11 protein-coding genes are annotated in these 14,424 nt (G+C 37.2%); 4 read left to right on the top strand and 7 right to left on the bottom strand.

Annotated features, from left to right (window positions below; genetic code table 11):
• The first annotated feature begins 109 nt into the window (after window positions 1-109).
• Window positions 110-1,699 (top strand): ABC-F family ATP-binding cassette domain-containing protein, encoded by a 1,590-nt coding sequence (locus F8153_RS05395; protein WP_151865350.1) that lies wholly within the window; start codon window positions 110-112, stop codon window positions 1,697-1,699.
• A gap of 61 nt (window positions 1,700-1,760) precedes the next feature.
• Here the strand turns inward: F8153_RS05395 and F8153_RS05390 are convergent, their stop codons facing one another.
• On the bottom strand, window positions 1,761-2,975 hold the full coding sequence (locus tag F8153_RS05390) for a glycosyltransferase family 2 protein (protein WP_151865349.1): 1,215 nt from the start codon (window positions 2,973-2,975) through the stop codon (window positions 1,761-1,763).
• Window positions 2,972-3,724, bottom strand: coding sequence for a hypothetical protein (locus F8153_RS05385; RefSeq protein ID WP_151865348.1), 753 nt, complete (start codon window positions 3,722-3,724; stop codon window positions 2,972-2,974). The genes F8153_RS05390 and F8153_RS05385 overlap by 4 nt, the downstream gene beginning before the upstream one ends.
• 238 nt (window positions 3,725-3,962) lie before the next feature.
• Between F8153_RS05385 and F8153_RS05380 the strand changes: the two genes are divergently transcribed.
• Window positions 3,963-5,345, top strand: a complete 1,383-nt coding sequence (locus tag F8153_RS05380; RefSeq protein ID WP_151865347.1) for a pyridoxal-phosphate dependent enzyme — start codon at window positions 3,963-3,965, stop codon at window positions 5,343-5,345.
• Window positions 5,346-5,378: 33 nt separating this feature from the next.
• Complete coding sequence (gene kynU / locus F8153_RS05375) at window positions 5,379-6,662, top strand: kynureninase (protein WP_151865346.1); 1,284 nt, start codon at window positions 5,379-5,381, stop codon at window positions 6,660-6,662.
• Between the two features lie 60 nt (window positions 6,663-6,722).
• Here kynU and F8153_RS05370 read toward each other — a convergent pair whose 3' ends face one another.
• From F8153_RS05370 to F8153_RS05360, 3 genes are all read right to left on the bottom strand, one after another.
• A complete protein-coding gene (locus tag F8153_RS05370) occupies window positions 6,723-8,072 on the bottom strand; it encodes a sensor histidine kinase (RefSeq protein WP_151865345.1) in 1,350 nt (449 codons plus the stop codon).
• On the bottom strand, window positions 8,065-8,739 hold the full coding sequence (locus tag F8153_RS05365; RefSeq protein ID WP_151865344.1) for a response regulator transcription factor: 675 nt from the start codon (window positions 8,737-8,739) through the stop codon (window positions 8,065-8,067). The genes F8153_RS05370 and F8153_RS05365 overlap by 8 nt, the downstream gene beginning before the upstream one ends.
• Before the next feature lie 113 nt (window positions 8,740-8,852).
• Window positions 8,853-9,404, bottom strand: coding sequence for a hypothetical protein (locus tag F8153_RS05360; RefSeq protein WP_151865343.1), 552 nt, complete (start codon window positions 9,402-9,404; stop codon window positions 8,853-8,855).
• Between the two features lie 246 nt (window positions 9,405-9,650).
• Between F8153_RS05360 and F8153_RS05355 the strand changes: the two genes are divergently transcribed.
• Window positions 9,651-10,343, top strand: a complete 693-nt coding sequence (locus tag F8153_RS05355) for a DapH/DapD/GlmU-related protein (RefSeq protein ID WP_207707689.1) — start codon at window positions 9,651-9,653, stop codon at window positions 10,341-10,343.
• Between the two features lie 4 nt (window positions 10,344-10,347).
• On the opposite strand, the gene codA is transcribed toward F8153_RS05355, so the two are convergent.
• Entirely contained in the window at window positions 10,348-11,631 is a 1,284-nt protein-coding gene (codA, locus tag F8153_RS05350; protein ID WP_151865342.1) for a cytosine deaminase, read from the bottom strand.
• Between the two features lie 37 nt (window positions 11,632-11,668).
• Complete coding sequence (locus F8153_RS05345; RefSeq protein ID WP_151865341.1) at window positions 11,669-14,302, bottom strand: calcium-translocating P-type ATPase, SERCA-type; 2,634 nt, start codon at window positions 14,300-14,302, stop codon at window positions 11,669-11,671.
• Window positions 14,303-14,424: the final 122 nt, after the last annotated feature.

Raw genomic sequence — 14,424 nt, 5'->3', positions numbered from 1 at the left:
ACTGATAGTTTTTTTGAAATTTCCCATAATAATTCTTTGGATGAAAATTTCTTTCATATATGATATAATGGCTCAGTCTTTTGAATTTTTAGTAGAGGAAGGTAATGGCGTGATAAATGTTACAAATTTAAGCTTAAGATATGGAGAGCGAAAGCTCTTTGAAGATGTTCATTTAAAGTTTACCCCTGGCAATTGCTATGGTGTGATTGGAGCCAATGGTGCTGGAAAAAGTACTTTTCTTAAGATATTGTCTGGTGAAATCGAAGCAAATACTGGGGATGTTCATATAACCTCGGGAGTTAGGGTATCGGTTTTAAAGCAGGACCATTATCAATATGACGGTGTAGAGGTTCTGGAAACAGTTATTATGGGTAACCCGAAACTCAACCAAATTATTAAAGAAAAGGATGCCCTATATGGAAAGGCTGATTTTTCAGACGAGGATGGCATGAGGGCCGCAGAGTTGGAGGCAGAGTTTGCCGAGCTGGATGGTTGGGAGGCAGAATCTGATGCTTCTTCATTGCTACAGGGCTTAGGCATTGATACCGATCTCCACTATAAAAAAATGTCGGAACTGCAAGGTTCAGAAAAGGTGAAGGTATTACTAGCCCAGGCATTATTTGGTAAACCAGGGATATTAATTTTAGATGAGCCCACCAACCATTTGGATATAAAGTCCATCAGCTGGTTGGAGGAATTTCTAATTAATTTTGATGGTACTGTAATTGTTGTATCCCATGATAGACACTTCTTAAATAAGGTTTGTACCCATATGGCGGATGTGGATTTTGGAAAGATTAAGCTATTTGCAGGAAACTACGACTTCTGGTATGAATCCAGCCAATTGGCCCTTCAAATGATGAAGGACCAAAATAGAAAAAAAGAAGAGAAAGTAAAGCAGCTACAGGAGTTTATAGCTCGCTTTAGTGCCAATGCATCTAAATCGAAGCAGGCTACCTCCAGAAAGAAAATCCTAGAGAAAATTAGTCTGGATGATATTCAGCCATCAAACCGTCGATACCCCTATGTGGGCTTTAAGCCAGAGCGAGAGGTTGGTAACGATATATTAATGGTGGAGGGTCTAACCAAATCAATTGACGGAGAAAAGATCTTTGATAATGTAAGCTTTACCGTTAATAAGGGAGATAAAATTGCCTTTATAGGCTCCAACGAATTAATCAATTCAACCCTATTTAAGATTTTAACTGGAGAGCTGGAGGCCGATGCTGGATATTATAAATGGGGAGTAACCATAACAAAGGCTTATTTCCCAAAGGACAATTCCCAATACTTTAACGATGTTAATCTTAGTTTAGTAGATTGGTTACGACAGTTCTCGGAAGAAAAATCTGAGACCTATATTCGGGGCTTCTTAGGTAAGATGCTTTTTTCAGGAGAAGAGGCCTTAAAGCATGTGAAGGTATTATCTGGAGGTGAAAGGGTTCGGTGTATGCTATCTAAAATGATGCTATCTAGCGCCAATGTTCTCATTTTGGACCAACCCACCAACCATCTTGACCTAGAATCTATTACGGCATTAAACAATGGCATTAGGGATTATAAAAGTAATGTTCTTTTCACCTCCCATGACCATCAGTTTATTCAAACAATAGCCAATAGGATTATTGAGATTACCCCAACAGGTATGACAGATTTAAGCATTACCTACGATGAGTATTTGGAATCTATAAAGGGGTAAAACCCAAAACAAAGGGCAGGTATAATGATGAAAACTCATAATACCTGCCCTCTTCTTTAATCTAAAATCGAATGGTTTTATCCCATTTTATAACTTCCTTCCTTCTCCTTGCCTTAATATAATAGAACAAGCTTCTAAAGAAGAGAAATATAAATAGCTGACAATAGGTAAAGTACGAAATAAACCCCACCAGCATATTTATTGGTGAGGCCGTCCCCTCCACCACCTGAGCACTAAAGGCCTGACAAGTATACACTAGATAGGACATATACCAAATAAGTAAAAATGGTAGTTGAATATTAGGACTTATAATCCCCAATAGACCTGCTATAAACCATCCATGGGAAATCATTAAAAATACAAGAAAAATAATATACACCAAAATTTGTTGTAGGGTATGGACCAGCATTTTTCCCTTATAATACTCAAAGGAGCTAAACATCTTTTCTAAGAGATATAAATTACCCTGTAGCCATCTTGTCCGTTGCTTAATAAGCACCCCCAGCTCCTCAGGCTCCTGTTCCCAGGTAATTGCTTCTGGTACAATGGGAAGCAGCTGTCCTCTACTGGTTATTCTTAAGGTCAGCTCTGCATCCTCTGCCAGTGCATAAACATCATAATCCCCTACCTCAGCTAGGGTAGAGCGTTTTACCAGCATATTGGTTCCCGTTAAGGAACCAGTATTAAACAAAAACCATCTACCCGATTGCATTAACAGTTGAAAAATTTGAAACTCTAAAGAGATCATTCGAGTAAGGAGATTTTTATTTTCATTAACAGTCCTTACATATCCAACGGCTCCGCCGGCCTTAGGAGTATTGACAGCAGCTTCAACTAAAAGCCTTAAGGACTGTGGCTCTGGCTGATTATCGGCGTCGTACACAACGAAATATTCTGAATTGGATATGCTAAGGCCATAGTTTAAAACCCTTGATTTACCCTTTGGTTCTCCCTTTGGAACCCTAATATGGTGTAGATTCTTGTATGTCCTTGCAAAGGCTTCTGCAATGTCCTCTGTTTCATCCTGAGAATGATCATTTAATAAATAAATATACAATTCTCCGGGGTAATCTAATTCCACCATTGCCTCTAGGGTATGCTGAATAACCCTACCTTCGTTGTGGGCTGGTATTAATACATCCACCCTTGGATAATTGACTAAAGGCTTAACTACTCTTTTTCTAGTGCGATAGTACAATCCGCAGATAGTTAGTACGGAATAATAGAGGATAATCTTTGAAAAAACCATGGAGTTGACTAATAATATATAACTCATATGGCCATCCCCTTATCCTTTGACCCAATTTCTTGGGTTTTAATTATAAGGTTTTCTTCTTCTAAATCCATTTTAAGCTTGATCTTTGATAAATATCTATTAAGAGCAATCCTCATTCCCTCCTCATCAGTATTTTGGAGGAGCAAAATAAAGGTATCATCATCCCATTTTCCAACTAGGTCGTATTGGCTTCTAAATACCTCTAATGCTATGTTGGTTAATGTGTTGAAGGTTGATTTTTGTATATAGGGACTCATCTTTTCTACAGAGATGATAATTTGATATCCTTCTTCTCCCCGCCTAGCCATTGCACTCCTTATTAAACTACTTCTATTCTCAAATTCCTGCTTTGTTAATAAATTCGATGGACCTACATAATCCTCTAATTCATCCACTTTTTTTCTTAGAATTAAGTTCTCCTCCTCCAACCCCTTAGCAATATAGGTTGTTGTATAAATTAATGAAGCATTTATGATAAAGGCAAGATGAAATATTATGGCTTCTCCTTGAAGGAGTATTCCATAGGATTTTATAAATCCTAGAAGCAAATAACCGGTGCCCATAACAAAAGTATAGGCTATCAATAATACAAATCCCTTGATGGATTTTACAAAAATAAATATAAGCATTAGGGCCATATATTGAAAAATAAAGAATGGGACCATTGATTGAAGTATATAAGAAATGGTTATATAAAAAACGATAAGCTGTCCACCCTGTAATAAAGTTAGTAGCTGTCTTCTCCTCATTATGATTCTCCTCTAATTCTGTTGTGGCAATAGATGTCTATCATTTTTTCCAATAAGGAAAGTTTACATAATGTATAGATTCGACAAAAATTAATGGAGTCCTGTAGGTAAATAATTCTTCTGTATAAGGCTTTTACCATAAAATCAAGATATTATAGATATTCGTCTCTATAATATCCAAATAATTGGATATAAATATGATATGCAAGTAATTATACATTTTAAGGAGGAAGTACAAATGAATAAGGAAACCATTATAAACAGGGTAGGCAAAACCCCTATGGTAAGGGCAGAGGGCCTTGAAAAGGAATTGGGAATATCCAAAATATACATAAAGCTTGAGGGAAATAATCCTTCTGGCCAAAGAATAGACAGATTGGCCCATCTATTAATTAAAGATGCCCTTGCAATCAATAAGAAGACCATATGTGTTGGGGCCCATGGTCCTTTGGCAAAATCCTTGGCCTTAATCTCTCAGTTTTATGATATTAAATGTGTTTTTGTTTTTCCCAGCAATAGTAAAGAGCTAAAAAATAAGGAATATGTTAGGGATAATATTGAAGTAATAAGCTATGGCGATACTCCATCAGATTGTGTTGTTTATTCCAGAGAATTGTGTGAGGAGAAGGGCTGGTATAATTCTAGCCTAGGTATAGAGAATAATATTTTAAATATGACTGCATTATCCTTCATAGCAGAAGAGATTCAAAGCCAGCTTAAAGGGGATATAGACACAGTATTTTCTTTAATGAGCTATGGCTTCTCAACCTCAGGCTTAGCATTGGGCTTTAGACAATTGTGGATTAATCAAAAAATTAAAAGACTCCCTCTTTTATATAGCTGTACCATAAACGAAGGGAATATGATTTACGAATCTTATAAAAAGGATAGCTACAAAGTTTTACCCATAGAGGATCAGAAAAACGTAAAGGTAACTAAATATAATAGACATTTGCTGAATTTTAACAGCTCCATTGCTCAAGATGCTCTAGACTCTATATATGATGCAAACGGCAAAATTATCGGTATTAGTGAGGAGGAACTAATAGCCTATACCAATAAATTTAAAAAGCTAGAGAACATTAAGTTTAGCATCGAAAATGGTTATGCCATAGCGGGCTTTATGAAATCTGCAGAAAAGGGTCTGTTATCAAATGGAACCCATGTCATCGTATTAAATGATGGACGTATAGACTTGGATGTTAGAAAGGTTGAAAGGAATGAGGTAGATTTATCTACAGATGAGATAGTAGATCTCTTAGACCATTGGCTAATGGAATATACAGATCCTAAATATGAGATTAAGGATGCCCTACAATCGGCCTTTGAGGATGGATTTGTGCTAATGTCCTACTATAATAATGAATTGGCTGGAATGACTGTTGTTGTAAATACGGGTTTTGATAATTTCATCCCTACATATCACCTGGCCTATATAGCAACAAAGCGTACAATAAAGGGTAGGGGTATTGCTACACAGCTCCTTAATAAGGCAATAGAACTATCCAATGGTAATATATCACTTCATGTAGAACGGGATAACAATAGGGCCATAAAGCTATATGAAAAAATGGGCTTTGAAAAATCTTATCTTAGAATGATCCATAGAGCTAGAAGTTAATAAAAAGTATACAACTTTTAAGGAGGTAGATTAATGGACTATAGCTTTAGGGATGGATTAGACTTTGCGAAGGAATTAGATAGGTTGGATACTCTTCATTACCTTAGAGATAGATTCTATTTAAATGAAGATGAAATCTACATGGATGGAAACTCCCTTGGGTTATGCTCGAAGGACGCCGAAGAAGCTTTATTAAAGGCTTTTAATGTATGGCGTAAGGAGGCAATTAAAATTTGGGGAGCTGAGAATGGTCGGTATTTTAGCTTTTCGAAAATTATTGCGGAAAAACTGAAGCCTTTAATAAATGCAGATACTGAAGAAATCATCGTAATGGGTAGTATTACCACCAATATTCATCAGGCAGCAGCTACCTTCTATCAGCCTACAAAGGAACGATATAAGATTGTTGTGGATGAACTAAACTTTCCAACAGATATCTATGCTTTAAAAAGTATTATTGAGCTTAAGGGGTACAAGCCTGAGGATGTCTTAACAAAGATTAAAAGTAGAGATGGTCGTACTATCTCTGAAGAGGACATAATCTCAAGAATGAATGAAGATGTGGCGTTAATTTTATTACCCTCAGTACTTTACAGAAGTGCACAGCTTTTAGATATGGAGCTAATTACTAGTGAAGCCCACAAAAGGGGGATTATTATTGGTTGGGATTTGGCTCACTCGATTGGAGCTGTACCCCACGATTTTAAAAAAATTGATCCAGACTTTGCTGTATGGTGCTCTTATAAATACTTAAATGCTGGTCCTGGAGCAACAGCAGGGATGTATATTAATAAAAAGAACTTTCATAAAAGTGCAGGCCTTAAAGGTTGGTTTGGAAATAAAGATGAAAGTCAGTTTTTAATGAGCCATGATTTTGATCAGGATAAAGATGCCAATGGATGGCTTCTCGGAACCCACAATATATTCTCGATGGCACCTTTAGACGGGGTTTTAAATCTTTTCAACGAGGTTGGTATAGAGAATGTACGAAAAAAATCCCTCCATATAACAGCATATTTAATGTTCTTAATTAATACCAAGCTATCAAAATATGGCTATTCTATTGGTAACCCCCGGGAGGATCACCGTAGAGGAGGTCATGTTTGCCTAGAGCATGATGAGGCCTATCGAATAAGCCTAGCTTTAAGGGATAATGGTGTGATTCCTGATTATCGGGAGCCAAATGTCATTAGATTAGCTCCTGCAGCCCTATATGTTTCTTACGAAGAGGTCTATCGTTTGGTTGATATTTTAGAAAGAATCATTGTAGATAGGGCTTATGAGAATTATTCCTTAAAAAGGGTAACAGTTCTATAAAAAGAAGATATTATTAGAGAATAACCGAGAATAGTCTCGGTTTTTTCATCTTCTACTAACTTATTTATCATTCCTTATAGGCAACTGTATAATAAAGCAGGCCCCATGGGGTAGTACATTTTTTGCTTTTGCACTTCCACCATGGCCTTCGATTATGGCCTTTACTATGGCTAAGCCAATCCCTGTGCCGCCCTTTTCACCCTTATAGAAGCGTTCAAAGACAATCTTTTCTTCTCCTTCCTTAAAGCCTGGTCCATCATCTCTAAGAGTAATCTCAACAAAACCCTTTTGAAGGGAACCTTCTATATCGATGCGGCTATTGGCAAACCTTAAGGAATTACCTAAAATGTTCACTATTGCCCTTAAAATCTCATCTCCATTTATATTGGCTACGGGATATTGGCCAGATATATAAATACTAATATTCCCTTCTTTAGCAATTGCCCTAACCTTTTCAACTGATTGATGAACTAAATCTCCTAAATCTATTGCCTTTCTATTGGAGCTATTCTCAGTACTCTCTAATCTAGTTAAGTATATCACTTCATCCACAGTTTTTTTAAGTCGCTTACTTTCCTCAATAATGATGTCAAGGCTCTTTGTAATTTCATCCCCCTCTACAATCCCCTCTTTGATGGCCTCTGCATAGCCTTGTATAGACATTAAGGGAGTCTTTAGCTCATGGGAAGTATTTTGCAAAAACCGCATCTGTTTCTCGTCGTATTCCCTTAACTTGTTGGTTAGCTCATTAAAGGTTTCTGCTAGCTCTTCTATTTCATCACCTGTTTTTATTTCCAAGGCCTTTGATTTGATTATATTAAAACCTTGCATATAGCCAGTTAGTTTTTTTATTGGTGAGGTTATTTTATTTTCAAAGGCAAATGCCATTATTATTGCTATAATCCCCGCAATCAAAAGACTAAATAGCTGCACCCTACCTATTAACCAATTAAGAGCTTTTATATCCTGGGTTTTCGTTACTAAAATAACTTGTCCTACAGCTTTACCAGTATCGCTATTTATAGGTACACGTGAGATTACATAGTCCCGGTCTCTCCTTCCACCATTAATAATATTTTGATATTTTGATAGGTCCCCTGCTTGAATATTTGCAAATAGTACCTTTCTTTCACTATTTATGACAATTATTTTGGCTTCAAGGTTGGAGGTGGCTAATCTCAACTCACGTCTTGCCATTAATCGATCTCTTATCCCGATTTCCGTTAAGGTCCAACCCTCTAGCTTATTGGCAATGGCCTTCCCTTCCTCCAGCATTTGTTTTTTTGCTTCATTGATTAAGTACCTATTGGATAGAATATTAAAGGTGAATCCCGTAACAATGATAAAGGCAAGAAGTAATATAAAATAAGACACCAATAGACTTTTTCCGATTCCTCCCTTCTTAGCCATCTATTTTATACCCATATCCCCATACAGTTATGATATCTACCAAGGATTCCTTTTCCTTTAATTTTTTCCTCAGGCGTTTTACAAGGTCATCTACAATTCTTGAATCACAGATGTACTCATAACCCCATACCTTCTCCTGTAGCTGCTCTCTCGTAAAGGGGATGCTTTGATGTTTGCATAGAAATTCAAATAGTTCATACTCTTTATTAGACAGCTTAATCTCTTCACCATTACATTCTACATATCGTCTACTTGTAAAAAGCTTAATATCCTTAACTTCAATTTCCTTGTCTTCTATAATAGCAGTTTGCAACCGTCTAAAGATGTTCTTAACTCTGGCCACCAGTTCCCTTGGGCTAAAGGGCTTTGATAGATAGTCATCCCCACCAATTTCTAATCCTAAAATTCTATCAAACTCTTCATCACGGGCTGATACGAATATGATGGGTATATTGCTTTCCTTTCTTATCTCCTTACAAAGCTCTAAGCCATTAATACCTGGTAGCATTATATCCAACACTAAAAGATCTGGCTTCAATCTTTTGATTTCTTGTAATATTAAAGTGCCATCTTGAAAGGTTATAACATTATAGCCTTCCTTTTCGAGATACCTTTTAATAAGATCCCGAATATTAAATTCATCCTCTACAACGAAAATCTTCTTCATCAGACACCCCCCTATAAGTTTATTATATATAAAGCCAGCCTCTTAAGTAAAGGGAGATAGGTTCCCCTATCTCCTATGATAATTTTATTTTAAGATCATCTGTAATCCTTACCTTAAATTTCAACAGTTAAAATTTCTATGATCTCATCCAATAAAAGAATCTTTTCAGAAATCATACTATTGATTGTGGTCTTAATGTTGATGATATTCTCAATGTGCTCCCTTGCCTCTTCTATTTCATGATTTTTTACAGCTTCTCTAAAGCTTTCTACTTCCGCCTTCACTTCTTCTCTATATTCTTTCAACTGATCATGAATGTCTTTTATCTCTTGTCTTACTTCTTTTGCCTGTTGAAGCTCTTCCTTCATTTGATTTTCTCTGGCATTAATGGTTAAATCAAGAATTGTACCTTGTCTTTCAGTCACTTCAATTTTTAGCTCTAATCTTTGAATTTTAAGCTGGTTCAATTGCTGTATTTCATCACGTAGCTCTTTTATAATGTCAAACCTTCTTTGTCCTCTCTGCCCTTTAAATCCACCCTCTCCTTCAAAGACATTTAGGTTCTCCTCTAATGGCGTCGCTTCTTCTACAGTGTGGGCATATACACTACCCCCTCCTAAAGCAACTATACACACCATCAAAACCATTGCAATTATTCTTTTCATATTTCATCTCTCCTTTAAAATTGATTTGTGTTACAACCTTATTATAGGAGAGGAATTTGGAATAACTATGTTGAAAATGTGGCAAATTTGTATGAATTCATTAATTGTCATACAAGATGGGTGCAGTTTATGGATCTATTGCAAGACCTATAGCCTACCATCCTTCTTTTAAAGGTTATATCCTTCACCTTTAATTGTTAAACTTCATATTATATAATCATCATTAATTTGAATCGAGGTGTATTTATGAGTAGATTTATGAACCTTCAGGGCATCTATCCCTTTAACATTTATGCTGCCTTTATAAGCCCCAACCCCCTAACCTCCTTTGCTCCCTATTCTTACTATCCAAGGATACATAGCTCCAGCTTTGTAGGACCCTTCTCTAGTATAATAGGGGCAGTTACAATAGATGAAAATGTGTTTATAGCACCAAATGTATCTATTAGAGCTGATGAAGGGTATCCCTTCTATATTGGCAAAAACACCAATTTGCAAGATGGAGTCATCCTCCATGGCCTCAAGGATGAAAGAGTAAAAGTACAGAATAAGCTATATTCAATATTCATTGGAAATGGTGTGTCCTGCGCCCATGGCTCTACAATTCATGGGCCGTGTTACATTGAGGATAACTGCTTTATAGGCTTTAATTCTATTGTTTTTAATGCCCACCTTAAAGAAGGTGTGTATGTATCTTCAAACTCCGTTGTAACCAATGGTGTTACCATTCCTAAAAATAGCTTTGTTCCCCCAGGGGCATCCATCGATAGTCAAGAGAAGGCAAATGCATTAAAGCCTGTTCCTCCAGATAAAGAGGCCTTTGCCCAAGAGGTTAAGAGGGTTAACGAAGAATTCCCGCCTTCTTATTCCTTATTATTAGGTTTGAGGCGTTGTTCCTGCGGATTAGCCTGCGATGAAATTCGAAAACCACTCCCTTAGTAGGCTACTGAATCTTTCGGTAGCTTACCACTTCAGTTTTTTTATTGATGGTAACGGTTGTCCTTAGGGGAGGTGTTTCAGCAACAACCTCCCCTTTGCTTATAACCGTCTTGGCCACTGCCATTCTCCTTAAAGCATCCACTTGGTCTATAGCATCTAAAATAACTAAGCTTGCTGGTTTTCCAATCTCTATCCCATAATTACTTTCAATATTTAATGTTTTAGCACCATTATGGGTTATCATATCAAAAACCCTCTCTATCTCATTAAATCCTGTTAGTTGGCTGATGTGTATACACATATTTGCAACCTGAAGCATATTTCCTGTACCCAAGCCATAGAAGGGGTCCATAATATTATCATGTCCTAGGCTTATATTGATCCCTAGCTCCGAAATTTCCTTTACTCTCGTTATACCCCTTCTTTTGGGATAAGTATCAAACCTTCCCTGTAGGGTGATATTTGATAAGGGATTGGCTATGAAGTTGATTTTCGATTTTTTACAAAGACCTAAAACCTTTGCAGCATATGGATTGTTGTAGGAGTGCATAGCTGTTGTATGGCTAGCAGTTACCCGCTGATGAAAACCCCTTCTGATAGCGTTAGCTGCTACAACTTCTAAAAATCTTGATTGTTCATCATCTGTTTCGTCACAATGAATATCAATTAATTTATCGTACTTTTCTGCAAGCTTAAAAATCCGCCTTATAGACTCGATGCCGTCCTCCCTTGTAAACTCTAAGTGGGGGGCTCCTCCAACAGCATCAATTCCCAGCTTTAAGGCCTCCTCCATAAGCTCTTCTGCTTTAGGGTAGTCCATAATTCCCTCTTGAGGAAATCCCACCAACTGCAGGGTAATATAGGGCATCATTTTTTCCTTTACCTCAAGCAATGCCTTAACTGCAGTTAAATTTGGGTCACTGATATCTACATGGGATCTTAAATGTAAAATTCCCTGTCCAATATGCCATCTTATCGCTTCAGTAGCTCTAGTGATGATATCTTCCTTAGTTATTGATTTTCTTCTTTCAGACCATATTTCAATACCCTCATAAAGGGTTCCCCTTTGGTTGTATTTTGGCTCACCTGAAGTCAAGGCACTATCTAAGTGGACATGGGATTGAACATATGGCGGAATTACAAGGCAGCCCTCAGCATCAATTACTTGATTACTGGGTAGCTCTAAATTGTTACCGATTATGCTAAACTGACCATTACTTATGGCTATATCCACTAGGTTATTATAATTTATTAACTTAGCATTTTTTATGATTAAATCATATATCATGATATCCTCCTATGAACTACTATTATTGTGTTTAAGGTTATTTAGATTTTACCAGTTGTTTTAATATCTCCCCAGCTGTTAATGGAATCAACGAATACAGAATTACCATCATCCATTGGTTTGAGTTTAATAGTGCTAGATCGAAGACATTTCTTAGGAAAGGTACAAATAAAACAGTTAGCATCAAGACTGAAGAAATAAAGATGGCACCAATTAAATGTCTATTACTAAAGATTCCAATCTTCAATAAAGATTTATCTAAGGACCTTACACTGATGCTGTTCCCAAACTGGGCGAAGGCTAAAGATAAGAAAGCCATTGTTCTTCCCACCTCTACACTATGATTCCATCCAGTATAAAAGGCCATTAATGTTACCAATCCAATGATTACTCCTCTTATTCCTATAAAAAATCCAAGCTTCTCAGAAAAAATACTTTCCTTTGGATCCCTGGGCTTTTTACTCATAATATCTGCCTCAGGGGGATCTATCCCTAAGGATAGGGCTGGTAAGCTATCGGTAACTAGATTAATCCATAAAATATGTATTGGAATTAAAGGGCTAGGAATATTTAGCACAAGGGCTATGAACAATGCAACGATCTCTCCAATATTACAGGATAATAGATAATGTATAGATTTTTTAATGTTGGCATAAATATTTCTACCCTCTTCAACCGCTGCAACAATGGTTGCAAAATTATCATCGGTTAATATGATATCTGCAGCTTCCTTTGAGACATCCGTACCTGTTATACCCATTGCACAACCTATATTGGCAGTTTTCAGGGATGGTGCATCATTTACTCCATCTCCTGTCATTGCAACAATTCTACCATTGGCTTGCCAGGCCTTTACGATTCTAACCTTATGCTCAGGAGAAACCCTAGCATATATGGAATATTTGTGGATGTTTTTAATCAGTTCATCATCAGATAAATCATCCAGCTCTTTTCCTTCAATTGCCGAGCTTCCTTCCTCCAGGATCCCTAGCTCTTTTCCGATGGTTAGGGCCGTCAGCTTGTAATCTCCTGTGATCATAATGGGCCTTATACCAGCCATTCTACATTTCTTAACTGCCTCCTTCACCTCTTCCCTTGGGGGGTCAATCATTCCTACTAGACCAACGAATACCAAGTCCTTCTCTATATTGTCGGAGGTGGGATTTTCAGGAGCCTCTTGAATCTCTCTAAAGGCAAAGGCTAAAACCCTTAGGGCCTCATTGGCCATCCCTATATTAGAAGCCTTGATTTTTTCCTTTATTTCATCGGTTAATGGTTTTACTTCAAGATTTATTAGAATCCTATTACATCTCTCCAATAGAATATCGGGGGCTCCCTTAGTAAACACCTGTAAACCCTCATCTGTCTCATGTATAGTAGACATCAGCTTTCTATCAGAATCAAAGGGAATTTCGTTAACTCTAGGCTTGAGCTCCTCCTGCTCCTTCTTTAGTAGCCCCTTCTGAAGGGCTAGTACCACCAGTGCTGTTTCTGTGGGGTCACCAATTGCCTTCTTCTCTCCACCTTCTTGGGAAATGGAGGCATCATTGCAGAGGAGACCGATTTCAACAACTTTATTTGATGTAGCATCACTTATATCTTTGATATTTACTGCATCTACTAATTCGTCATAGACATATAGCTTTGTTACCGTCATTTTGTTTTGGGTTAAGGTTCCGGTTTTATCGGAGCAAATAATAGATGCTGTTCCTAAGGTTTCAACAGCTGGCAATCTCCTTACAATGGCATTCTTCTTAATCATCCTTTGCACCCCTAAGGATAGTACAATGGTTACAATTGCAGGCAAACCCTCAGGAATTGCGGCTACTGCCAAGGATACAGCCAACATAAACATATCTAATGGCGGTCTTCCTTGAAAATAACCCAATAAGAAGATCACAACACATACCGATAGGGCTAGTATCCCTAAGTATTTCCCTAGCTCCTCCAGCTTTATTTGTAAGGGGGTTTTAACCTTTTCTTCGGCTTCAAGCATCTTTGCAATTTTCCCGATTTCAGTATCCATTCCTGTATTGGTAACAACAATTTTACCCCTCCCGTGGGTTACCATACTGGTGGAATAAACCATGTTTTTTCTGTCACCTAAAGGAACCTTATCTCCCTCCGGCACTTCTGTATTCTTATCAACTGGAAGGGATTCCCCTGTTAGAGCTGATTCTTCTATCTTTAAGCTTGATTCCTCCAATATTCTTCCATCGGCGGGGATATAATCGCCGCTTTCGATAATGACAATATCCCCGGGTACTAGCTCAGGAGACTTTATCTGAATCAGTTTGCTATTTCTCATTACCTTGGTTAAGGGTGTAGTCATATTTTTCAAAGCCTCTAAGGATTTTTCTGCTTTGTTTTCTTGAATGAGTCCTAAAATAGCATTTAAGATTACTACAATGGCAATGATGATTGAATCCTTTATTTCACCTAGGGAGCCGGAAACTACTGCAGCTATCAGTAATATAATCACCATAAAGTTTTTAAACTGATTGATAAACTTCATCAACAGTGACTGGCCCTTTTTTTTAGTTAGAGCATTCTCGCCATATTTTTCTCTTCTTTTGGAGATCTCCTCATCCCTTAATCCGATGTCTGGGTCAACCTTTAATTCTTCTAATACCTGGTTAATATCCCTTTTGAATATTTCTATATCCTTCAAATATATCTCCTCCCTATCTCTTTCTTTGAAATTTATTCTTTATATATCTCCGTTTTTCTTAGAAATACGAAGAATTTGAATTTATTATATCTGGAGCCGATTTGTTAATTCATCCTAAGCTC

Origin of the sequence: Alkaliphilus serpentinus (assembly GCF_009017255.1) — a bacterium.
GTDB classification, from domain to species: domain Bacteria; phylum Bacillota; class Clostridia; order Peptostreptococcales; family Natronincolaceae; genus Alkaliphilus_D; species Alkaliphilus_D serpentinus.
Note: the sequence above shows the minus strand (reverse complement) of the source record. Positions and strands in the feature narration are given on the sequence as shown.

Bases quoted from the DNA above. Each gene is read 5' to 3' on its own strand.
- F8153_RS05390 (WP_151865349.1), bottom strand. From the start codon at position 2,975: ATGAGTTATATATTATTAGTCAACTCCATGGTTTTTTCAAAGATTATC.
- F8153_RS05385 (WP_151865348.1), bottom strand. From the start codon at position 3,724: ATGAGGAGAAGACAGCTACTAACTTTATTACAGGGTGGACAGCTTATC.
- F8153_RS05380 (WP_151865347.1), top strand. From the start codon at position 3,963: ATGAATAAGGAAACCATTATAAACAGGGTAGGCAAAACCCCTATGGTA.
- kynU (WP_151865346.1), top strand. From the start codon at position 5,379: ATGGACTATAGCTTTAGGGATGGATTAGACTTTGCGAAGGAATTAGAT.
- F8153_RS05370 (WP_151865345.1), bottom strand. From the start codon at position 8,072: ATGGCTAAGAAGGGAGGAATCGGAAAAAGTCTATTGGTGTCTTATTTT.
- F8153_RS05365 (WP_151865344.1), bottom strand. From the start codon at position 8,739: ATGAAGAAGATTTTCGTTGTAGAGGATGAATTTAATATTCGGGATCTT.
- F8153_RS05360 (WP_151865343.1), bottom strand. From the start codon at position 9,404: ATGAAAAGAATAATTGCAATGGTTTTGATGGTGTGTATAGTTGCTTTA.
- F8153_RS05355 (WP_207707689.1), top strand. From the start codon at position 9,651: ATGAGTAGATTTATGAACCTTCAGGGCATCTATCCCTTTAACATTTAT.
- codA (WP_151865342.1), bottom strand. From the start codon at position 11,631: ATGATATATGATTTAATCATAAAAAATGCTAAGTTAATAAATTATAAT.